A 21,526-nucleotide genomic window follows, 5' to 3' on the forward strand; every position below is an offset into this window, starting at 1 on the left:
TGCAAGGCGTGATAGGTTTGCACAATGAACCTGCTACGCGCAATATTGGCCAGCGTCACTCTGGCACCGGCGGCTCAGGCCTGCGATCTGGCCTTGGCTTTAGCCGTGGATGTTTCTGGTTCAGTCGATAGCAGCGAATATCGCATCCAGATGGATGGGTTGGCCGCAGGTTTGCGCGACCCGATCGTGTCCGAGGCGCTGGTGCGGGGGCAGGCGCGGCTGATGCTGGTGCAGTGGACCGGCTCATCGCGCCAGCGGATCACTATTCCCTGGACCCGTATCGATAGCTTTGCCACGCTGGATCAGTTTTCAGACCAGGTCGCCGCCGATCCGCGCATCTGGCGGAATTTTTCGACGGCTATCGGCGAGGCGCTTCAAATGACCCTGAGTTCATTCGATTCGGTTTCCGACTGCCGACGGCATCTGATTGACCTGTCAGGGGACGGTGTGTCCAATGAAGGGATTGAACCGACGCGGGTTCATGCGGCCCTGCGCGCCGAAGGGATCGTTGTCAACGCGCTGGCTATTGAGGAAAGCGAACCGGACCTGACGGCATATTTCTTTGAGAATGTCATCGTGGGCGAAGGTGCCTTTGTCGTTTCTGCCACCGGGTTCGCTGATTACCCGGAACGAATTCGCCGAAAACTGCTGCGCGAAGTGACGCGGCAAACGGCAGACCTGAAATGACGGTTTGAGAGATTCGTGATCACATCTCTTTGGCCTTGAAAACGCTAACATTGACAGCGCGGAATGTGATATGTGATCACGAGATTATTTTGTGTGATCACATATTTGAATTATCCGTGTAATTGAGCGCAATTTGATGGTTTTTGCACTCGCAGCACGTGACAGTGTCGCAAAAACCAGTAAAACGTTCTGTAGCCAACCGAAAAGGAGCCGCCATGGCCGATGTAAATCGGGGCAATCGCCCACTTTCGCCGCATCTGTCGATTTATCGCCCGCAGCTGACGTCGATCACGTCAATCCTGACGCGCATCACCGGTAACGCCCTTCTGCTCGCAGCTCTGTTGATCGTCTGGTGGTTTCTGGCCGCAGCAACTTCGCCCGAGGCGTTTGCCGTAGCGAATGGGGTAATAACCTCGATGCTTGGAGACCTTGTGATGGCGCTGTCCGTTTGGGGGCTTTGGTATCACACGTTGGCCGGTGTGCGGCATCTGATCTGGGACAATGCGGTTGGTCTGGATATTCCGACGGCGACCAAACTGGGTTGGGCTGTTGTCATCGGATCGGTCGTTTTGACCCTTCTGACCCTTGTCCTCGTCGCGTGATTGGAGGCCTGACATGCGTTATCTGACCGACCGCAAACGCGCCGCTGGACTTGGCTCGGCGAAATCCGGCACTGCCCATTTCTGGGCGATGAAAGTCAGCTCGGTTGCGTTGCTGATCCTTGTGCCGTTGTTTGTATTCACCTTTGGTCCGATCCTGGGCCAGCCATTCGAAGTCGTTCTTGACTACTACTCGCGACCTTTCCCTGCCATCGTGGCAGCACTGACGCTGGCGGTTGGCTTTAAACACTTTGCGGACGGTGCGCAGGTGATGCTTGAAGACTATGTTCACGGCACGCTTGAGAAGGTCCTGATCATTCTGGTGACCTGCCTGTCCTACGGTGCGGCTGCGGCCGGCATCTTCGCCATCGCGCGCATTGCCCTTTAATTCCCGGAGCTGAAAGAAATGGCTGCATACGAATACGAAACGCATGAATATGACGTGGTCGTTGTCGGCGCCGGTGGGGCCGGTCTGCGGGCGACATTGGGTATGGCGGAGCAAGGTCTGCGCACGGCATGCGTGACCAAGGTTTTCCCAACCCGTTCTCATACCGTGGCCGCGCAGGGTGGCATTGCCGCGTCGCTGTCGAATATGGGCCCCGACCATTGGCAGTGGCACATGTACGACACTGTGAAGGGCTCGGACTGGTTGGGCGACACCGATGCGATGGAGTATCTCGCACGGGAAGCACCCAAGGCTGTTTACGAACTGGAACACTATGGCGTTCCGTTCAGCCGAACTGAAGAAGGTAAGATCTATCAACGCCCATTTGGTGGTCACACCACTGAATTCGGCGAAGGCCCGGCAGTACAGCGCACCTGTGCCGCTGCGGACAGGACCGGCCACGCGATCCTTCATACGCTCTATGGCCAGTCGCTGAAGAACAATGCTGAGTTTTACATCGAGTACTTCGCCATCGACCTGATCATGTCCGATGACGGCCAGTGTCAGGGTGTTGTCTGCTGGAAACTGGACGATGGTACGATGCATGTCTTCAATGCCAAGATGGTTGTGCTGGCGACCGGCGGTTATGGCCGCGCCTATTTCAGCGCGACCTCGGCCCATACCTGCACCGGCGATGGCGGCGGCATGGTGGCCCGTGCTGGGCTGGCCTTGCAGGATATGGAATTCGTTCAGTTCCACCCCACCGGCATCTACGGTTCGGGCTGTCTGATCACTGAAGGAGCGCGTGGCGAGGGTGGTTACCTGACCAACTCGGAAGGTGAACGGTTCATGGAGCGTTATGCGCCCCAGTACAAGGACCTTGCACCGCGCGATTACGTCTCGCGTTCGATGACCTTGGAAATCCGCGAAGGTCGTGGTGTCGGAGCGGAAGGGGATCATATTCACCTGAACCTCAGTCACCTGCCAGCCGAGGCTTTGGCAGAACGTCTGCCCGGCATCTCGGAAAGCGCCAAGATCTTTGCCGGTGTGGATGTCACCAAGGAACCGATCCCGGTTCTGCCAACCGTGCACTATAACATGGGCGGTATCCCCACAAACTATTGGGGTGAAGTTCTGAACCCAACGGCCGAGAACCCGACAGCTGTGGTGTCGGGCCTGATGGCAGTGGGCGAGGCAGGTTGCGCCTCGGTTCACGGCGCGAACCGGTTGGGCTCGAACTCGCTGATTGACCTTGTGGTCTTTGGCCGCGCGGCAGCGATCCGGGCTGGCAAAGTCGTAGATGCAGAAGCTGCGAACCCGGTTCTGAACCAGGCATCGATCGATAAGGCCTTTGACCGGTTCGACGCGGTGCGCAACGCCAGCGGTTCCATCCCGACCGCAGAATTACGGCTTGAAATGCAGAAAACCATGCAGGCGGATGCTGCCGTGTTCCGTACCGCCAAGACCATGGCCGAAGGCGTCGAGAAGATGACGGCAATCGCTGCCAAGATGGACGATCTGAAAGTCACCGACCGGTCGCTGGTCTGGAACAGTGACCTGATGGAAACGCTGGAGCTGACCAACCTGATGCCCAACGCGCTGGCCACGATCGTCGGCGCAGAGGCGCGCAAGGAATCCCGTGGTGCCCACGCGCACGAGGATTTCTCTGCACGTGATGACGAAAATTGGCGCGTCCATACGGTTAGCCGGGTCGAAGGCAACCAGGTCGAGCTTAGCTATCGTCCCGTGATCGTCGATCCGCTGACGACCGAAGACGAAGGTGGCATCAGCCTGAAGAAAATCGCGCCCAAGGCACGTACGTTCTAAAAGGCTCGGACAGCAGGCAATGGTGAGCAAGCGCCAAATACCCACGAAGACCGCAACGGCCATTGGCCAAGGGTCGGTCCGTGTCCGGTGTTTGTCATGACGGTCGAGGTCCTGCAATCCGGTTCAGGCGATCCCAAGATCATCCTGATCGGGCTGAACCGCTGTGCGACGACCTCGTTTCACAGGCTGTTTCAGAAAAGCGGGATACCGTCGGTTCATTGGGAAGATGACCAGGGTCGAAATCTTGCGCACCGCATGCTGACCAACATTGCCATGGGGCGACGACCACTGGACGGGTTCGGAGCGGTGCGGGCCTTCACTGACATCGCTTTTGTCAGTTCGCGCTTCATGTTGGACGGGGCGCGTTTCTTCCGTGAATTGCATGCTGCTTACCCGGATGCCTATTTCTTGCTGAACACACGGGACAAGGATGACTGGATTGTTTCGCGTGCCAACCATTCCGGTGGCGGGTATCTGGATCGGTGCTGCAAAGCCAATGGCCTGAGTGTGGATGAAGTGAAACACGGCTGGGCGCATATGTATGATGTGCACCATGCCGAGGTAGAAGCCTATTTTAACGGCAACCCGCGCTTCCTGCGCTTTGATATCGACTGTGATGATCCGCAACGCGTTGCGGACTGGCTCGCGCCGGATTTTGACGTGAACATCGCCCATTGGGGGCGTTATAACCAAGGGGCGTCCCAGCGCGCCCGGACAGGCTGAAAGGCGGCCTTGTGCTGAATGGAGAATTGACATGGTTCAACTGACCCTGCCCAAAAATTCCCGGATTACGACCGGCAAGACCTGGCCAAAGCCGGATGGCGCGACCAATGTGCGCAAGTTCCAGATCTATCGCTGGAACCCGGATGATGGTCAGAACCCCCGTGTCGATACCTACTTTGTCGATATGGACACGTGCGGGCCGATGGTTTTGGACGCGCTGATCAAGATCAAGAACGAAATCGACCCGACCCTGACATTTCGCCGTTCATGCCGCGAGGGTATTTGCGGCTCGTGCGCGATGAATATCGATGGGATCAACACGCTAGCCTGTATCTATGGCATGGATGAGATCAAGGGCGACGTGAAGATCTATCCGCTGCCGCATATGCCTGTGGTCAAAGATCTGATCCCTGATCTGACCCATTTTTATGCCCAGCATGCGTCGATCATGCCGTGGCTGGAAACCAAGACCAACCGTCCTGCAAAGGAATGGAAGCAGTCGATCGAAGATCGGAAAAAGCTGGATGGTCTCTATGAGTGTGTGATGTGCGCCAGCTGCTCGACCTCTTGCCCCAGCTACTGGTGGAACGGCGACCGGTATCTTGGCCCAGCTGCTCTGCTGCATGCTTATCGCTGGATCATCGACAGCCGGGATGAGGCCACGGGCGAGCGCCTGGACGAGCTGGAAGACCCGTTCAAGCTCTATCGCTGCCACACCATCATGAATTGCGCCAAGACCTGTCCCAAAGGCTTGAACCCGGCCAAGGCGATTGCCGAGATTAAGAAGATGATGGTCGAACGCGCGGTTTAAGCACCTGCGCCGCATTGCAGTAAGCGCATGTCGATCTTGCAAAATAAGGCGATGTAGCCCCGGCTGCATTGCCTTATTTTTTGGTCAGGGAGGAGTGATGAGTTCGAGTCAGGATCACTCCGATGAATACAAACACTTCCAAACAAAAAATCGACGCCAAAGAGGCCCTAAATCTGCTGGAGCGGGCATGGGCCTACTACACGCCGGAGCCGGTTAAAGCCGACAAAGAGCCCGAGCTGTTCGAATACGCAAACGCGGCCTGATCAAATACGACAGCCCTTGAAAAACTTTGGTCAATCGGCAAAGCAGAGGAATGCCTGTTCTTCTGCTTTTGTTGGCCGCCGCAGTGTTCGCCTATTTTTTCTGGCGCTCGCGCCATTCAACGCTTTCACGTGATTGTCGCTGGCGGCAGGACAGACGTCAGGGCATCTGGCGGTGCAGCTTTTGTGGAGCGGAAGACGCTGCGACGGACCAACCTATGCGCTGTTTTAAGGGAAGTGAGCGTTGAATAAAGGGCTTTTCGCGAGCCAGAGAATCCGCCACTCTGCACGCCATGACCGGTTCTGAGAATATTGCCCGCCCTCCCGAAGATGCCGAAGCCCGCCGTTCGGTCGCCCCTGTCATTTGTTATCCGAACGATGCATTGCCGCGACCAGATTTGCACTGGATGAGATCTGTGCGCCAACGGGCAGCCAAAACCGGCGAAGTCCTGGTTCCTCCGCGTGAGGCGCGCTGCTTTGATGTACCTGCCGGGCATTTCTTTCGCATCACATCGGTTGAAGGCCCGCAGGTTGGCGATTTGAATTTGTGGAACCGCAATGATTTGTCGGAGCGCTTTTATTCCGGAAAGACGCGGGCTCTGCATGGCACGCACCTGACCACCGGAGAGCGGATGTGGTCCAGTTTCCCACATCTGCGCCCGATGGCCATCATCATAGCGGATACACTGGAGTGGTACGGGATCGATGCCTACGGGGGATCAGTTCATGACGTGATAGGCACGCGTTGTGATCCATATACGGGCAACTTGTTGTCCGGCACGCAGTATCACCATTGTTGCCATTCCAACCTGACCCGCGCGCTGGCGGATCATCTGAATATCCCGATGGATGAGGCCGAACCCGCGGTGCACGACGTTCTGAACGTCTTCATGTGTACCGGCTTCACTCGGGATACAGGTCAGTATTTCATGAAAGCATCACCCGTTCGCCCCGGCGACTATCTGGAATTCTTTGCCGAGATCGATTTGCTTGGCAATCTCAGCGCCTGTCCGGGTGGGGATTGTTCCTCGGAACATTCCTCTGACACCGCCGCGTGTTATCCCTTGTTGGTCGAAACATTTGCCGCGACGGCCACAGACCTGGATGGCTGGGAAAGCCCGGCGCGCAATGGCTATGATCGCACGCACGGGCGTTAGGATCTGCGGGCACCCACCTTACTGCTAGTTGCCCGGGAATGCGGCCTGTAGCGCGATTTCCACCATGTCTCCAAAGCTGCTTTCACGTTCCGAGGATGGCAGAGCTTCTCCCGTCAGAAGGTGATCGGAAACAGTGAGAACTGCCAGAGCACGACATTTGTGGCGCGCTGCCAGGATATAGAGCTCGGCCGCCTCCATTTCGACGCCAAGAATCCCGTGACGCACCATCTGTTCATTCAGGTCCGGGCGCTCATCATAGAAAACGTCCGAAGAATAAATCCCACCGACATGGGTAGGAGTCCCTTTGGCAGCCGCCGCCTTTGCTGCCGCCTGCAACAAACTCCAATCGGCGCAGGGCGCAAAGTTCAGTTCTTTCATGATACCGCGTGACGGCGTGCTCAGCGTTGTCGAGGTCAATGCCAGAATGACGTCTCGAATTTTGACACTGTCCTGCATTCCGCCACACGACCCAATTCGGATCAGGGTTTTTGCACCGTAATCACGAATTAACTCATTTACGTAAATAGAGAGCGAGGGCATTCCCATGCCGCTACCCTGTATCGTTACAGGATTTCCCTTCCAATTTCCGGTAAACCCAAGCATTCCCCGGACGTTATTGACCTGTTTCACATCGTCCAAAAACGTCTCGGCTGCCCATTTCGCCCGATAAGGATCTCCGGGTAATAGGACAGTGTCTGCAATTTCGCCTTTTTCAGCGCCGATATGAATTGTCATTGTTTTGATCCGCCCTGATCAGATTTCAAGATCGGAGATATCGGTACCCGCCTGCAACGCATCGTGCACCCATTTCGGCTTGCGGCCGCGACCTGTCCAGGTTTGTTCCGGATTGGCAGGATTGCGGTATTTTTCTTTTGTTTTCTTCTGCTTGGATGCGCGGGGTGCGTCGCCTGAAAGCTCGGATAGCGAATACCCGAATTCCGCGGCGGCCTTTTCAGCGGCTTTCAATGCCTCACGGCGCTCGCGTTTTTCGGCTCCTACCAAGGCTTTTTCGACATCGTCACGCAGTGCCATAAGGTCTTTACGCGACATCTGTTCAAGATTGATCCCCATCATTCATCTCCGAAGGATATATTTACGGTGCACTTGAACGCGCACCGTAATTCTAACGAATGGTTTATTCCATCCCAAATATCCAATGGGAAGAAACGGAGAATTAGGAGTCTAAAACCTCAGTTACTCGGCTGCGAGGTTTTTGGGGTCTACCAGCGTTACGATATCGCTCATGATCGCATTAAGTTCAAAGTTTTTGGGGGTGTAAACCTTGGATACACCCATGGCTTTCAATTTTGCGGCATCTTCATCAGGAATAATTCCGCCGACAACCACGGGAATGTGAGACAGCCCAGCCTTTTGCAGCCGATCCATTACATCTTCTACCAACGGCAGATGGCTGCCGGACAGGATCGACAGCCCGATGACATGTGCGTCATCGTCACGGGCTGAGGTGACAATTTCTTCTGGGGTCAACCGGATACCCTCATAGCTGATATCCATGCCGCAGTCGCGGGCACGGAACGCGATTTGTTCAGCGCCGTTGGAATGGCCGTCCAACCCCGGTTTCCCAACCAGGAATTTCAGGCGCCGTCCCAGTTTGTCGCTGACGGCATCAACCGCCGTGCGCAGGTCCTCCAACCCTTCGGTCTTGTTCGAGACCGATCCGGAAACGCCGGTCGGGCCACGATAAGTGCCGAAGACCTTGCGCATCTCTTCGGCCCATTCCCCGGTTGTCACACCCGCCTTGGCAGCGGCAATGGACGGCTCCATGACGTTCGCTCCTGTCTGAGCAGCCTGGCGCAATGCGGCCAAGGTCGCTGCAACAGCCGCTTCGTCCCGCTCAACCCGCCACGCATTCAGGCGGTCAATCTGTTCCTGTTCCACGGCAGGATCTACGACCATGATGCCGCCATCTTCGGTCTGCAAGGGCGAAGCCTCGCCTTCCATCCATTTGTTCACGCCGACGACGACGGTTTCGTTGCGTTCGATCCGGTTCAGACGTTCAGCGTTGGAATCCACAAGGCGGGATTTCATATACTCGATTGCCGCAACCGCACCGCCCATCGAATCCAGGTTCGCCAGTTCTGCGAGTGCACCTGCTTTCAATTCTTCGACCTTGGCATCAACAGCCGGGTTGCCATCGAACAGATCATCGAATTCCAGCAGATCAGTTTCATAGGCCAGAATCTGCTGCATCCGCATGGACCATTGCTGATCCCAAGGGCGTGGCAGGCCAAGCGCCTCGTTCCAGGCGGGCAACTGCACCGCACGGGCGCGTGCATTCTTCGACAGGGTTACGGCCAGCATCTCGATCAGGATCCGGTAGACGTTGTTCTCAGGCTGTTGCTCAGTCAGACCCAGAGAGTTCACCTGCACGCCATACCGGAATCGGCGGAACTTCGGATTTTCAACACCATAGCGTTGTTGCAGAATCTCATCCCAAAGATCCACGAAGGCACGCATTTTGCACATTTCGGTGACAAAGCGGATGCCAGCATTCACAAAAAAGGAAATCCGGCCGCAGAGCGCCGGGAAATCCTCGGCAGGTACTCGTGGGCGCAATTCGTCTAGCACGGCGATGGCAGTGGCCAGGGCGTACGCGAGCTCCTGCTCTGGCGTCGCGCCCGCCTCTTGCAGGTGATACGAGCACACGTTCATCGGGTTCCATTTCGGAACATTGGTATAGCAATACTCGGCCACGTCCGCGATCATCTTGAGCGACGGTTTTGGCGGGCAAACATAAGTGCCCCGGCTCAGATATTCCTTGATCAGGTCGTTCTGAACCGTGCCCTGCAACTTGGAAACGTCAGCGCCCTGTTCCTCGGCAGCTGCGATGTAAAGGGCAAGCAACCAAGGGGCGGTGGCGTTGATCGTCATAGACGTGTTCATCTGTTCTAATGGAATCTGATCAAACAAAACTCGCATATCGCCCAGATGGCAAACGGGCACCCCGACCTTGCCAACTTCGCCACGTGCCAACGTGTGGTCACTGTCATATCCGGTCTGGGTGGGCAGATCGAAGGCAACCGAAAGACCGGTTTGCCCTTTGGCAAGGTTGCCACGATAAAGCGCGTTCGAGGCCTTGGCGGTAGAATGACCGGCATAGGTCCGGATGAGCCAGGGGCGATCTTTCTGCATCTGCGTCATGAAGGGGCCTCGCGTTTCGGTGGGCAATAAAATTACGTCTACGGGTTCTAAAGCGCAATTTTCGGGACATGTCAATTCGCTGCGTTGCGGCATCCTGCAATTGTTCAGATTGTGAGTAGCTGCGTTTGGTGGCAAGGTGCGGCCATGACGCAAACCGTGGAACTTCCGCTTTGGCTTTTTGTGCTGATCGTGGTCTTTGCCATGGTTACTTTCGCTTCACATTTCCTGTTCCCGTCAGTCCGGTGGTTCTTCCGCCGCCGGTTGGAACGTGCCGTGGCGCGTTTGAACCAGCGCCTGCAACGTCCGATCCAACCGTTCAAGCTGGCCCGTCGGCACGACATGATTCAACGGCTGATTTATGATCCACAGGTCGGAAAAGCGGTCCAGCATCACGCCCTTGAAACCGGAATACCCGAAGCTGTCGCGTCCGAGCAGGCACGCCGCTATGCCCGCGAGATCGTGCCGTCCTTTTCCGCCTTCGCCTATTTCAGTTTTGCGATCCGGCTGGCCCGGCTGCTAAGCAACACATTCTACGAAGTGCGGCTTAGCTACGAAGACGAAGACGCGGTCAGGACTATCGACCCTGATGCAACCGTTGTTTTTGTGATGAACCACAGAAGCAATATGGACTACGTGTTGGTTACATATCTGGCGGCCCCGCATTCTGCTTTGTCCTATGCAGTAGGGGAATGGGCGCGGGTTTGGCCGCTGAGCCGGTTGATCCGGGCAATGGGGGCTTACTTTATCCGACGCAAGTCGGGCAGCGAGCTCTACCGGCAGGTTCTGTCCACCTATGTGCGCCATGCGACCGAAGCCGGTGTGACGCAAGCCATGTTTCCAGAAGGTGGCTTAAGCCTGACAGGAGCGCTCGCCCGCCCAAAGCTTGGGTTGCTCAAATACATAATGGATGGGACGACGTCGCAGGGGCGTGATGTCGTATTTGTTCCCGTCGCTTTGAATTATGACCGTGTGCTTGAAGACACTATTCTTACCCGTGCGGCACTGGGAAAAGAGCGTCGTTTTCGGGCGCGGATCGGGGTCATCGCGCGATGGATTTTCAAGCAGTTCTGGCGGCGAGTAATCGGACGCTACAAGCGGTTTGGGCTGGCATCGGTCCGGTACGGAATGCCGATTTCCCTGAAAGAGTTCCGGGCCGAAGGCAGTGACGACATGATGACCGATCTGGCGCGCACATTGATGCAACGTATCCAGAACGCGATCCCGTTGGTTCCGGCCCCTGCGGCCTGTTTGCTGATACGTGACAATGGGCCGATGGCGGAACTGGATCTGCGGTCCTGTATTCAGACGATGATGGAACGCGACGGTAGGCAGACCCAAGACAATGCGCCGGCCATATCAAGCGCTTTGGACCAGTTGATTGAACGACGGATACTCAAGCGGCAGGGAGATATTCTTTCTGCATCTGGGCAACGCGGTGATCTGCTGGAGTATTATGCGGCATCTGTACCGGTTTCCGCGCGCCCCTAAAATTCTGCGTCTGCAAAATAATTTCTGCAACTGCTGGGTCATAAAATTACAATTTTTCACCGAAACAGGTTGCAATATTTCGCAGCGGCCAATATTTCATCTGATAAAGCACGCGATTCTGCGTCGCGGCAAAAGCATTGAAAAAGGAGGCCAGCATGGCTTTGGACACCGAAACCGGTATCGCGTCGTATGAGGCACCCGAAAAAGACCTCTATGAAATGGGTGAGATCCCTCCGATGGGATATGTCCCGAAACAAATGTACGCTTGGGCCATCCGAAAGGAACGCCACGGCGAGCCAAATACTGCAATGCAGCAGGAAGTGGTCGATGTACCCACGCTGGACAGCAATGAGGTGCTTGTTCTGGTGATGGCGGCAGGTGTTAACTATAATGGTGTCTGGGCTGCTCTGGGCCAGCCGATCAGCCCCTTTGATGGCCACAAGGCACCGTACCATATCGCTGGCTCTGATGCATCGGGCATCGTTTGGGCCGTTGGCGACAAGGTCAAGCGGTGGAAGGTTGGCGATGAAGTCGTCATCCACTGCAATCAGGACGATGGCGACGACGAGGAATGCAACGGCGGTGACCCGATGTATTCGACCAGTCAGCGGATCTGGGGTTATGAAACGCCTGATGGTTCGTTCAGCCAGTTCACGCGCGTTCAGGCTCAACAGTTGATGCCGCGCCCCAAGCACCTGACTTGGGAAGAAGCGGCCTGCTACACGCTGACACTCGCGACAGCTTATCGTATGCTGTTTGGTCACGAACCGCATGACCTGAAACCGGGTCAGAACGTTCTGGTCTGGGGTGCCTCGGGCGGTCTGGGATCTTATGCAATCCAGTTGATCAACACAGCCGGGGCAAACGCGATCGGGGTGATCTCGGACGAAAGCAAGCGTGATTTCGTCATGGGTCTGGGCGCAAAGGGGGTTCTGAACCGCCGCGACTTTAATTGCTGGGGTCAACTGCCCACGGTCAATACGCCCGAATACGCCGAGTGGTTCAAAGAGGCCCGCAAATTCGGCAAGGCAATCTGGGACATCACCGGCAAGGGCAACAATGTCGACATGGTGTTCGAGCATCCGGGCGAGAGCACCTTCCCGGTCTCGACTTTCGTGGTGAAAAAAGGCGGCATGGTTGTGATTTGTGCGGGGACGTCCGGGTTCAACTGCACATTCGATGTGCGTTACATGTGGATGCACCAGAAACGCCTGCAGGGTTCGCATTTTGCCCATCTGAAACAGGCGGCGGCGGCGAACAAGCTGATGGTCGAGCGCCGCCTGGATCCCTGTATGTCCGAGGTGTTTGCCTGGAACGACCTTCCGGAAGCACATATGAAAATGCTGCGGAATGAACACAAGCCGGGCAACATGTCTGTGCTTGTTCAGGCGCCGCGTACCGGGCTGCGCACTCTCGAAGAAGTTTTGGACGCAGGCTGATAAAGTTAAGGACGTTAGACAAAAACCACCCGCGAATCGCACTGCCGGTTCGCGGGTGGTTTGCTGTTTGCAGACCTTTTTCATGGTTTCAAATGCTTGCGATTCTTACTCCCGCTATTTTTGGGGAGTAGAAACCGGTGAATAGGTCGAAAAAGATCATACATGTTATGGTTGTGTTAACGCTTCGTTAACTGTTTCAGAGAGACCCTGATGGCGCAAAATGAGTGGATATTGGACGTACTATCGGACCTCAATGCGTTCGCCGTTGCGAATGGGTTGAGCGCGCTTGCAGAACAGCTTGATGATACAAGACTGATTGCCGCGGCCGAGATTGCGTCCCTGAAGAACGAGGCACGGGCGCCCGCGGATGGGAACGAAAACCGATTTGGGTCAAATCCTACAGGATTTGGAAAACACCAGCACGCTTGAAGAGCTCAGCATCGTTGCCGAGTGTCTGCGAGACACTTTGAAGGTCGCACATCTGACATATCATTGGGTTGACGGCGCGGGGGACCAATACGGCTATACGACATACTCAGACGCCTGGGATGAACGATACAGGGAAAAAAACTATCATCGTATCGACCCTGTAATTCTGGGGTGTTTCCAGCGATTTCACCCAGTTGACTGGAAGTCTCTGGACTGGTCCAGCAAGGTGGCCAAATCATTCCTTCAGGATGCCCACGACCATGGGGTCGGCAATCAGGGATACTCGATCCCGATCCGAGGGCCAAACGGTCAGTTCGCTCTTTTTACCGTTAACCACAGCTGCGACGATCAAACCTGGCAGACCTTCATCTCGACCTACGGGCGTGAGTTGATTCTTGTTGCGCACTACATCAACCGCAAAGCGCTGGAGTTTGAAAAGGACAGGCAACCGGATGCCACGCGCGGCCTGTCACCCCGTGAAATCGACGCCATTACCCTTTTGGCACTGGGTTACAGCCGTGCTCAGGTGGCGCATTCCCTGTCGATTTCCGAACACACGCTACGCGTTTACATTGAAAGCGCCCGGTCGAAACTCGGAGCCCTTAACACGACCCACGCAATCGCAACGGCACTCAGCCGGGGATTAATAGTCGTTTAAGGCCAGAGCGTCCTCAAAACGCAATATTAACCACGACTCTGTACCCCCTTCGTTCCTGCACAGGACGACAAGGGGAAAAGTCATGTTGCGTTATCTATATGCCGATGAGTTACACAGATTTCCGACTCTGGCTGAGGGGATGTTCAAGGATCGCGCAGATCAGTTCAAAACCCGGTTGGGGTGGGATGTCCATGTCAACAAAAAAGGAGAAGAGCGGGATGAGTACGACGACCTCAACCCGCTTTATGTCATCTGGGAAGAACCGGATGGCAGCCATGGCGGGTCGATGCGGGTATTGCCGACAACAGGCCGGGTAATGATCAATGACGTGTTTGGGCATCTCAACGGCGGCAAGCCGATTTGCAGCCCGCTGATCTGGGAGGTGACCCGGTTCTGCCTGTCCCGCACAGCCAGCCCGCACACTGCCGGGGCCATCATGCTAAGTGGGGGCGAGATGATGGAAGGCTTTGGCCTGACGCATATTGCCGGTGTTTTTGATGCCCGTATGATCCGGATCTATCGTCTGATCGGGTCGTCCCCCGAGGTTCTTGGAACCCAAGGCAAAGGGCGTGACCAGATCTCGGTTGGGTTGTGGCCCTATTCAGCGGATGATTGCAACCGCGTGGCTGAACGGGCAGGCATCCCGCGTGAGCTTTCGCGCATGTGGTTCAAGGCGGCTTTCGGGCGATCCAAACTGCACCGATTTGCCTTGTCTGCCTAAGGACCGGAAAACGCAATTCCGCATCTGGTGATGGTTGGCGCGGCCCTGTAGGGTCGCGCCATGTCTTTGCCCAACGTGACCTTCTCAGATGATCAGGCCGCCGCGTATGACAGCATCGCTGAGATGCTGCGCTCAGCCGGTGTCGACCTGGAGGACGATGCCCTTCTGAAACTGCCGGGGGCAGGGAAGTCTGGCGTGATGGCTGTCATCGGCAAGGCCGGGTCCGGCAAAACGTTGCTACTGGCCGAACTATATAAGGCGCTGGCTGAGACCGGTGTTCAGGTCGTGTCCGGCGATTACGAAAGCCGGAAATCCAGAGACAAGCGCAGCCTTGCCATTCTGGCCCCCACGAACAAGGCCGCAAGTGTTCTGCGCCTTCGCGGTGTTCCGGCAACTACTATTCACCGCATCCTTTATACGCCGGTCTATGACCCAGAATACGAGCGTATCGCCGAGTGGCTGGCCGGAAATGATGAACGCCCCGAGATCGAAGGTCTGACAGACGAAGCTTTGGACCGTGCTGCTGCGTTTTATCATAACAACAAATCGATACCCGGAGCGCTGGCCGCAGCCGGATTGCGCGGTTCAGATTTCATTACCGGTTGGAAACGCCGTGAGGAACCGCTGGATATCGGGTTTGTCGATGAGGCGTCGATGCTGGATGATCGTCAGTTCGAGGACCTGAAAGAGATATTCCCGACCCTTCTACTGTTCGGTGATCCCGCACAGCTGGCTCCGGTCAATCAGTCCGGCAGCATGGTGTTTGAAGCCTTGCCCGAACCGCGAAAGCTGACGCTTCAGCGTGTGCATCGGCAGGATGCAGATAACCCGATCCTGGATCTGGCGCACGCTCTTGCCGATCCGTCGATGGGATTTGAAGAATTTGAACGTCTGGTCGAAGACACTGCCCGGCGGGATGACAGGGTCGTTTGGGGGCAGCGGGTCGAAGTTGATCTGATGGCGCGCAGCCCGGTTCTGGTCTGGCGCAACGCCACGCGCATTCGTTTGATACAGGCGTTCAGGCAGGTTCATGGTGCACCGGATACGGAGCTTTTGGAAGGCGAGCCGCTGATCTGCGACGGGATCGAGTTGCCGTTGAAGCACCGCAAGAAGCGGTTGGATCTTGAGGCGCGCGGCCTGATCAAAGGGGCCCAGGTTGTCTATCTTGGTCCCGGTCGCAAACCGGGGTTTTCTCGCTTGCATGTGATGGGGGCCGAAGACCCTCAGGTCAGCGCCGCGTCGATTGTCCAGATCGAAAAACCGGATGAGGAAGAGCCCTTCATTCCTTTTGCTGCCCGTATGGGGGCGACGTTTTTGCACGGGGCTGCGGTGACGATACATAAGGCACAAGGATCACAGTGGGACACGGTTCAGGTGTTTGCCCCTGACATTTACGCCGCGGCCCGTATGGGCCGTTCCGAGGCCGGGCAACCTTTGTGGAAGCGTTTGGCTTATGTTGCGATCACACGCGCACAAGAGCGTTTGATCTGGGTGGTCCGTAACCGGCTGTCGAAACCCACCCACCCGTTGCAGATTGATGATTTGCGCGCGGTCCCCGCAGTTTCACTCACACTGGAGACAGAAGAGACATGGGTTCCATAATCGTAACTGGTGCAAGCTCTGGCATAGGTCGGGCCACCGCCGAGCTTTTTCTGGTGCAGGGCTGGACGGTCGGGCTGCTGGCGCGCAGCGCGGACAAGCTGAATGCCCTCGGGCAGGAATACCCGGCGGCCATAGCATTACCCGCAGATGTGACCGACCCGGACGCAGTCAAACAGGCGTTCCACGCCTTCATGGATCGGACAGGGCGACTTGATGTTCTGTTTAACAACGCTGGTATCTTTGCCCGCGGCGGCACAATCGACGAAATCGCGTTGGGCGATTGGTATCAAACCGTCAACGTCAACCTGAACGGTATGTTTCTATGCGCGCGCGAGGCCTTTGGGATCATGCGTCATCAAAGCCCGCAGGGCGGGCGGATCATCAATAACGGCTCGATTGCTGCGCATGTTCCGCGCCCGAATTCTGTACATTATTCGGCGACCAAACATGCCATTACGGGGCTGACGCGCAGCCTTTCACTGGATGGGCGATCCTTTGGAATTGCATGTGGTCAGATCGATATCGGCAACGCACGTACGCAGATGGTTCAGGATCTGGTGGATGCGGCGCAGGCGGCAGGCCAGACGCCGGACCCAACCATGGCGGTCGAGGATGCCGCGCGGTCTGTTCTGCATATGGCCACCCTGCCACCCGAAGCAAATGTGCAGTTCATGACGGTCATGGCCACGACCATGCCCTATATCGGCAGGGGGTGAGTGTCAGTTTTCCCGCAACAGACGGAACGCTGTCGACGCGCCCCAACCTGCTGCAATTGCGATAACCAATGACATCAGCCCGTACCAAACGGGTTGCTGACGGGACATATTGTACAGAAACCGCTCTAACCCGACTTTGCGAACATCGATTGTGGTTTCGTATTGCGATACAACCTCTCCTCCGCGGGTCAGGAAGATCCGGGCGGAATAATCCCCTTCGGTCAGGTCCGCGGGCATGTCGATTGACGTCCGGAACAAGGTTTGTTCGTCCACGGCCACTGTGTTCTCGCGGATGGAATACAACTGTTCAGATTCACGGATCCGGATTACGGCATCTGCAAAATCCTGAGCACCACGGATGTGCATCGCCGCTCCTACAGACCGGATCGCGCGTTCAATCGAAATGCGGTGACGCAGGTCTTCGGTATCGGTCAGTATTTGATCCAACGGTTCGCTGGTGGCAACTGCGTAGAAACTTGGTGCCAGGTCGACCAGCACGCTATCGGTGTTTACCCAAATCCCCAACTTTCGTTCCTTGCGGCGAACCGTGACGGGCTCGGACGGGCCAGCGACCGCGACGATAACTGCGACCGGTGGGCCTGGGGGAATGGGTGTTTCCCGTTTGATGGCCCCGAAAATGAGGATCTCAGACCCGTCAAAGTCGGCAGTGATCGCAACACGATCCTGGCTGAGGCCCAGGACGACCTGCTCTTCATCGGCTGCGGCGGGCAGGCAGAACAGGCACAAAGCGGCAAAGACATAGCGCAGCATTCTTAATGCCCCCCGCTGTTGCCAAGCGAATAAAGCTCGGATGGTTCAAGAAGCAGATCAAGGGCCAGCTTGCCGCAGACGACCAGAACCAGCGCCGCCAACAGAACGCGTAGTTGTTCTGCCGGCATGCGCGAACCGATTACGGTTCCGATCTGGGCGCCAATGACGCCCCCGACCAGCAGCAATACCGCCAGGACAATGTCCACTGTATAGTTGGTGGTCGCGTGCAGCATCGTGGTAAATGCGGTTACGAAGATGATCTGAAACAACGATGTGCCGACAACGACTTTCGTGGGCATTCCCAGCAGGTAAATCATCGCCGGGACCATGATGAAGCCGCCACCGACCCCCATAATCGCGGACAAGACCCCGACGCTTAGACCAACTACAACCGGTGGAATGACCGAGATATAAAGACCTGATGTGCGAAAGCGCATCTTGAAGGGCATCGAATGAACCCAGCCACGTTGGCGGCGCTTGGCTGGCGCTGCCCCGCCTTTCTTGGCTTTGCGCAGCGCCCTCAGGCTTTCGATGAACATCAGGCTGCCAATGATACCAAGGAAGACCACGTAACAAAGGGTTACCAGAAGGTCGACCTGGCCTAGGCTTTTTAGATAGTTAAAGACAACAACGCCCAATGCAGCCCCGACTAGACCGCCTGTCAACAAAACCGTACCCATCTTGAGGTCAACGGTCTTTCGTCGAAAATGGGCCAGCACCCCGGAAAAGGACGATGCAACAATCTGATTGGCCTCTGTCGCAACCGCAACAGCCGGTGGTATGCCAATGAAAAACAGCAGCGGCGTCATGAGAAACCCGCCGCCGACCCCGAACATCCCCGACAGAATTCCAACCATTCCACCCAGACCAAGGAGTAGAAATGCATTTACCGAGACTTCGGCTATGGGCAGGTAAATATGCATGATACCGTCACTTTGCGCTGGGTCTTGGCTTGCCTTCTATCAAACTCGAATTCAAGAGCGGTTATTGTCGCGTGGTACGGGGAAAACAACATCATACCCCTCCAGGCTCTGCCAGAGAAAAGATCTCCAACGGCGGCAATAGAAGGTCAAATCCGATCTTTCCGGCAACGCCTATGACCAGCAACGCCAACAAAATGCGCAGCTGTTCGGCTTTCAGACGTGCACCGATCTGCGTCCCCAATTGCGCGCCCAGAACGCCGCCAAGCAACAAGAACAGGGCAAGCACTATGTCGACGCTGAAATTTGTCGACGCATGTATCATGGTTGTGAAACCGGCGACGAAAATGATCTGGAACAGGGATGTCCCGATAACCACTTTTGTCGGAATGCCAAGAACATAGATCATCGCGGGTACCATGATGAACCCGCCGCCGACACCCATGATCGCCGACAGGATGCCAACACCAAACCCGACCAGTGCAGGTGGTATGACCGAGATGTACAGGCTTGATGCCCGAAACCGCATCTTGAAGGGCAGTGCGTGAACCCATGTGCGCTGGCGTCGCTTGGGGGCAGGTTGATTCCCGGACTTTCTGGCTTTTCGGATGGCGGCAAGGCTTTCAATGAACATCAGGGTTCCGATGGCCCCCAGAAACACGACATAGCAAATCTGTACAGCCAGATCGACCTGTCCGAGATGCTTGAGAAAATTGAAAACCACCATACCCAGGGCCGCGCCAAACAACCCTCCGGTCAGCAGAACGCTTCCCATTTTCAGGTCCACGGTCTTGCGCCTGAGATGCGCCAGCAATCCCGAAATGGAAGAAGCGACAACCTGATTGGCTGATGTCGCAACGGCAACCGCCGGGGGAATGCCGATAAAAAACAGCAGCGGAGTGATCAAAAATCCTCCGCCGACACCGAACATGCCAGATAAAACACCGACGACCCCACCGATCCCCAACAGCAGGAATGGGCTGACAGAAACTTCGGCTATGGGAAGGTATACGTGCATACCCTCTTAGAACGGTTGCGGCATGCAAAATCAACTCTGCATGCCGCCTTGCAGCGAACAGGACTGAAACTCCATTCGGAACTGGCCTTATCAGCGCTCTTTGATGTAGGGCTCTCCGCCTGCCCGTGGTGGCACGGCCTTGCCGACAAAACCGGCCAGAATAACAACTGTCAGGATATAGGGCAGGGCGTCCATCACCTGGACCGGAATCACTACGCCGCCAAGATCGATGTTTTGGAACCGAAGTGCTACCGCCTGAAGCAGGCCAAACAGCAAACAGGCCCACATGGCGTGCCACGGGCGCCATTTGGCAAAGATCAAGGCGGCCAGCGCAATAAAGCCACGACCAGCGGTCATTTCCTTGACGAACCCCGCCTGCAAAGCCGTCGCCAGATAAGCGCCCGCGATACCACAAAGTACGCCACAGATCGCGACGGCTGCGAAGCGCAGGCCAACCACGGATACACCCGCCGTGTCGACGGCTGCCGGGTTTTCACCCACAGCCCGCAGGCGCAGGCCGAACCGTGTGCGGAAAAGCACCCACCACGTTGCTGGAACCATCAGGAATGCCACATAAACAAGGATCGAATGGCCCGAGAGCAGTTCGGAATAGATAGGGCCGACAATCGGAACCCCTCCAAGCGCATCGGCAAATGGAAAGTTGATAGGCTCGAACCGGCCGCCACCAAAGAGCGAGGGCGTACGACCGCCCTGTTGGAACCAGCTTTGGGCGACAAGCACTGTCAGGCCCGAGGCGAGAAAGTTTATTGCAACACCCGAAATCAGCTGGTTGCCCCGGAAGGTTATCGATGCCAACCCGTGCAGCCCTGACAGCGCCAATGAGGATCCGATGCCAGCCAGCAAGCCCAGCCAGACTGAACCCGTAACCGCCGCGACAGCCGCAGAAAAGAACGCGGCCACCAGCATTTTGCCTTCCAGCCCGATGTCGAAAATGCCAGCCCGTTCCGAATACAGACCGGCCAAACAGGCCAGCAAAAGAGGCGTGGATAGGCGGATGGTCGAATCCAGAACCTGGATGAGGGTTACAAAGAAGTCCATTACTCTGCCCTCTTCCGCATACCAAGGAACAGTTTCTCAAGCGGCATCCGTACCATGTTGTCCAGCGCACCGGTGAACAGGATCACCAGCGCCTGAATGACCACGATCAGCTCGCGCGGGATCGATGCCCACAGTGCCAGCTCGGCCCCGCCCTGATACAGGAACCCGAACAAAAGCGCGGCCAGCAATACGCCGAAAGGATGTGAGCGCCCCATAAGGGCCACGGCAATCCCGATGAACCCAGCGCCTTCGGTCGAGTTCAGGACAAGGCGCTCCGCCTCGCCCATGACGTTATTGATGGCCATCAGACCTGCCAGCGCACCCGAGATCAGCATCGCAACAATAGTAATGCGAACCGGTGAGATACCGGCATAGACCGCGCCGGTTTCAGAGTGGCCATAAGCTCGGATTTCATAGCCCAGCCGGGTCCGCCAGATCAGCGCCCAGACGACGACACAGGCCAGCAACGCGATGAAGAATGTAATGTTTACCGGAGCCCCCCGGAACACCACGTTTTCTGCGGTCGAGAACATTGACTGGAAAGTTGGCAGATGGACGGATTCGGGGAACCGTGCGGTTGCCGGGTCCTGCGACCCTTGCGGGCGCATGACATTGACCAGCATGTAGTTCAGAAAGGCAGCGGCAATAAAATTGAACATGATCGTGGTGATCACGATATGGCTGCCGCGCTTGGCCTGAAGATAGGCCGGGATAGCGGCCCAAAGCGCGCCAAACAGCATTGATGCGGCGCAAGCTGCAAGCAATGCAACGCTCCAATGCGGCCAGTCGACGTAAAGGCAAACCATGGCCACACCAAGACCGCCCAGCATCGCCTGACCTTCGCCACCGATGTTGAACAAACGGGCGTGGAATGCGACGGCGACCGCAAGACCGGTAAACATGAAATTTGTCGCGTAATAGAGCGTGTAGCCCCACCCATAGGTTGACCCCAGCGCGCCCGAGACCATCAGCTTTACAGCTTCGACGGGGTTTTCTCCGATGGCGAGAATGACCAGCGCCGACAGGATAGCGGCCAGCATCAGACTGATCAGCGGGATCAGAACGACATCGGCCCATTTAGGCATTTTTTCCAT

General features: G+C 56.4%; 22 protein-coding genes. 14 read left to right on the plus strand and 8 right to left on the minus strand.

Features of this window, described 5'->3' with window-relative positions; translation table 11 throughout:
- Positions 1–24 precede the first annotated feature (24 nt).
- From ACR0AP_RS10635 to ACR0AP_RS10670, 8 genes are all read left to right on the plus strand, one after another.
- Positions 25–687 carry a DUF1194 domain-containing protein gene (locus tag ACR0AP_RS10635; protein ID WP_480506739.1) on the plus strand — a complete coding sequence of 221 codons (663 nt, stop codon included), beginning with the start codon at positions 25–27 and terminating at the stop codon, positions 685–687.
- 215 nt (positions 688–902) lie between these two features.
- Positions 903–1,289 (plus strand): succinate dehydrogenase, cytochrome b556 subunit, encoded by a 387-nt coding sequence (gene sdhC, locus ACR0AP_RS10640; protein WP_209506515.1) that lies wholly within the window; start codon positions 903–905, stop codon positions 1,287–1,289.
- A gap of 13 nt (positions 1,290–1,302) precedes the next feature.
- A complete protein-coding gene (gene sdhD, locus ACR0AP_RS10645; RefSeq protein ID WP_209506513.1) occupies positions 1,303–1,674 on the plus strand; it encodes a succinate dehydrogenase, hydrophobic membrane anchor protein in 372 nt (123 codons plus the stop codon).
- 18 nt (positions 1,675–1,692) lie between these two features.
- Positions 1,693–3,498, plus strand: a complete 1,806-nt coding sequence (gene sdhA / locus ACR0AP_RS10650) for a succinate dehydrogenase flavoprotein subunit (protein ID WP_480483158.1) — start codon at positions 1,693–1,695, stop codon at positions 3,496–3,498.
- A 96-nt stretch (positions 3,499–3,594) separates the two neighbouring features.
- Complete coding sequence (locus ACR0AP_RS10655; RefSeq protein ID WP_480506740.1) at positions 3,595–4,221, plus strand: sulfotransferase; 627 nt, start codon at positions 3,595–3,597, stop codon at positions 4,219–4,221.
- A gap of 31 nt (positions 4,222–4,252) precedes the next feature.
- Positions 4,253–5,032 carry a succinate dehydrogenase iron-sulfur subunit gene (locus ACR0AP_RS10660; RefSeq protein ID WP_152456842.1) on the plus strand — a complete coding sequence of 260 codons (780 nt, stop codon included), beginning with the start codon at positions 4,253–4,255 and terminating at the stop codon, positions 5,030–5,032.
- 122 nt (positions 5,033–5,154) lie between these two features.
- Complete coding sequence (locus ACR0AP_RS10665; RefSeq protein ID WP_480506741.1) at positions 5,155–5,295, plus strand: hypothetical protein; 141 nt, start codon at positions 5,155–5,157, stop codon at positions 5,293–5,295.
- Between the two features lie 290 nt (positions 5,296–5,585).
- A complete protein-coding gene (locus tag ACR0AP_RS10670) occupies positions 5,586–6,449 on the plus strand; it encodes an urea carboxylase-associated family protein (RefSeq protein WP_480506742.1) in 864 nt (287 codons plus the stop codon).
- 24 nt (positions 6,450–6,473) lie between these two features.
- Here ACR0AP_RS10670 and deoD read toward each other — a convergent pair whose 3' ends face one another.
- From deoD to ACR0AP_RS10685, 3 genes are all read right to left on the minus strand, one after another.
- Positions 6,474–7,184, minus strand: coding sequence for a purine-nucleoside phosphorylase (gene deoD / locus ACR0AP_RS10675; protein ID WP_480506743.1), 711 nt, complete (start codon positions 7,182–7,184; stop codon positions 6,474–6,476).
- A gap of 18 nt (positions 7,185–7,202) precedes the next feature.
- Positions 7,203–7,520 carry an H-NS histone family protein gene (locus tag ACR0AP_RS10680; RefSeq protein WP_209506499.1) on the minus strand — a complete coding sequence of 106 codons (318 nt, stop codon included), beginning with the start codon at positions 7,518–7,520 and terminating at the stop codon, positions 7,203–7,205.
- A 123-nt stretch (positions 7,521–7,643) separates the two neighbouring features.
- Positions 7,644–9,704, minus strand: coding sequence for a methylmalonyl-CoA mutase family protein (locus ACR0AP_RS10685; protein WP_480506744.1), 2,061 nt, complete (start codon positions 9,702–9,704; stop codon positions 7,644–7,646).
- Between the two features lie 51 nt (positions 9,705–9,755).
- On the opposite strand from ACR0AP_RS10685, the gene ACR0AP_RS10690 reads away from it, so the two are divergent.
- From ACR0AP_RS10690 to ACR0AP_RS10715, 6 genes are all read left to right on the plus strand, one after another.
- Entirely contained in the window at positions 9,756–11,099 is a 1,344-nt protein-coding gene (locus ACR0AP_RS10690) for a 1-acyl-sn-glycerol-3-phosphate acyltransferase (protein ID WP_480486660.1), read from the plus strand.
- Between the two features lie 155 nt (positions 11,100–11,254).
- The gene (ccrA, locus tag ACR0AP_RS10695) at positions 11,255–12,538 is read left to right on the plus strand and encodes a crotonyl-CoA carboxylase/reductase (RefSeq protein ID WP_209506493.1); all 1,284 of its coding nucleotides are present in this window, start codon (positions 11,255–11,257) and stop codon (positions 12,536–12,538) included.
- Between the two features lie 367 nt (positions 12,539–12,905).
- On the plus strand, positions 12,906–13,625 hold the full coding sequence (locus ACR0AP_RS10700) for a helix-turn-helix transcriptional regulator (protein ID WP_209506490.1): 720 nt from the start codon (positions 12,906–12,908) through the stop codon (positions 13,623–13,625).
- A gap of 82 nt (positions 13,626–13,707) precedes the next feature.
- Entirely contained in the window at positions 13,708–14,346 is a 639-nt protein-coding gene (locus ACR0AP_RS10705; protein ID WP_480506745.1) for an acyl-homoserine-lactone synthase, read from the plus strand.
- Positions 14,347–14,406: 60 nt separating this feature from the next.
- Positions 14,407–15,948, plus strand: a complete 1,542-nt coding sequence (locus ACR0AP_RS10710) for an ATP-dependent DNA helicase (RefSeq protein WP_480506746.1) — start codon at positions 14,407–14,409, stop codon at positions 15,946–15,948.
- Positions 15,936–16,664: an SDR family oxidoreductase gene (locus tag ACR0AP_RS10715; protein ID WP_480506747.1), complete on the plus strand. Its 729-nt coding sequence runs from the start codon at positions 15,936–15,938 to the stop codon at positions 16,662–16,664. The genes ACR0AP_RS10710 and ACR0AP_RS10715 overlap by 13 nt, the downstream gene beginning before the upstream one ends.
- Positions 16,665–16,667: 3 nt before the next feature.
- Here the strand turns inward: ACR0AP_RS10715 and ACR0AP_RS10720 are convergent, their stop codons facing one another.
- From ACR0AP_RS10720 to ACR0AP_RS10740, 5 genes are all read right to left on the minus strand, one after another.
- Positions 16,668–17,435: a TIGR02186 family protein gene (locus ACR0AP_RS10720; RefSeq protein WP_480506748.1), complete on the minus strand. Its 768-nt coding sequence runs from the start codon at positions 17,433–17,435 to the stop codon at positions 16,668–16,670.
- 2 nt (positions 17,436–17,437) lie between these two features.
- On the minus strand, positions 17,438–18,358 hold the full coding sequence (locus ACR0AP_RS10725; RefSeq protein ID WP_480475128.1) for a sulfite exporter TauE/SafE family protein: 921 nt from the start codon (positions 18,356–18,358) through the stop codon (positions 17,438–17,440).
- Positions 18,359–18,449: 91 nt separating this feature from the next.
- Complete coding sequence (locus ACR0AP_RS10730; protein ID WP_480506749.1) at positions 18,450–19,373, minus strand: sulfite exporter TauE/SafE family protein; 924 nt, start codon at positions 19,371–19,373, stop codon at positions 18,450–18,452.
- A 90-nt stretch (positions 19,374–19,463) separates the two neighbouring features.
- Complete coding sequence (locus ACR0AP_RS10735) at positions 19,464–20,432, minus strand: ABC transporter permease (RefSeq protein ID WP_480475132.1); 969 nt, start codon at positions 20,430–20,432, stop codon at positions 19,464–19,466.
- Complete coding sequence (locus ACR0AP_RS10740) at positions 20,432–21,526, minus strand: ABC transporter permease (protein WP_480506750.1); 1,095 nt, start codon at positions 21,524–21,526, stop codon at positions 20,432–20,434. The genes ACR0AP_RS10735 and ACR0AP_RS10740 overlap by 1 nt, the downstream gene beginning before the upstream one ends.

The organism is Ruegeria sp. AF7, assembly GCF_056541885.1.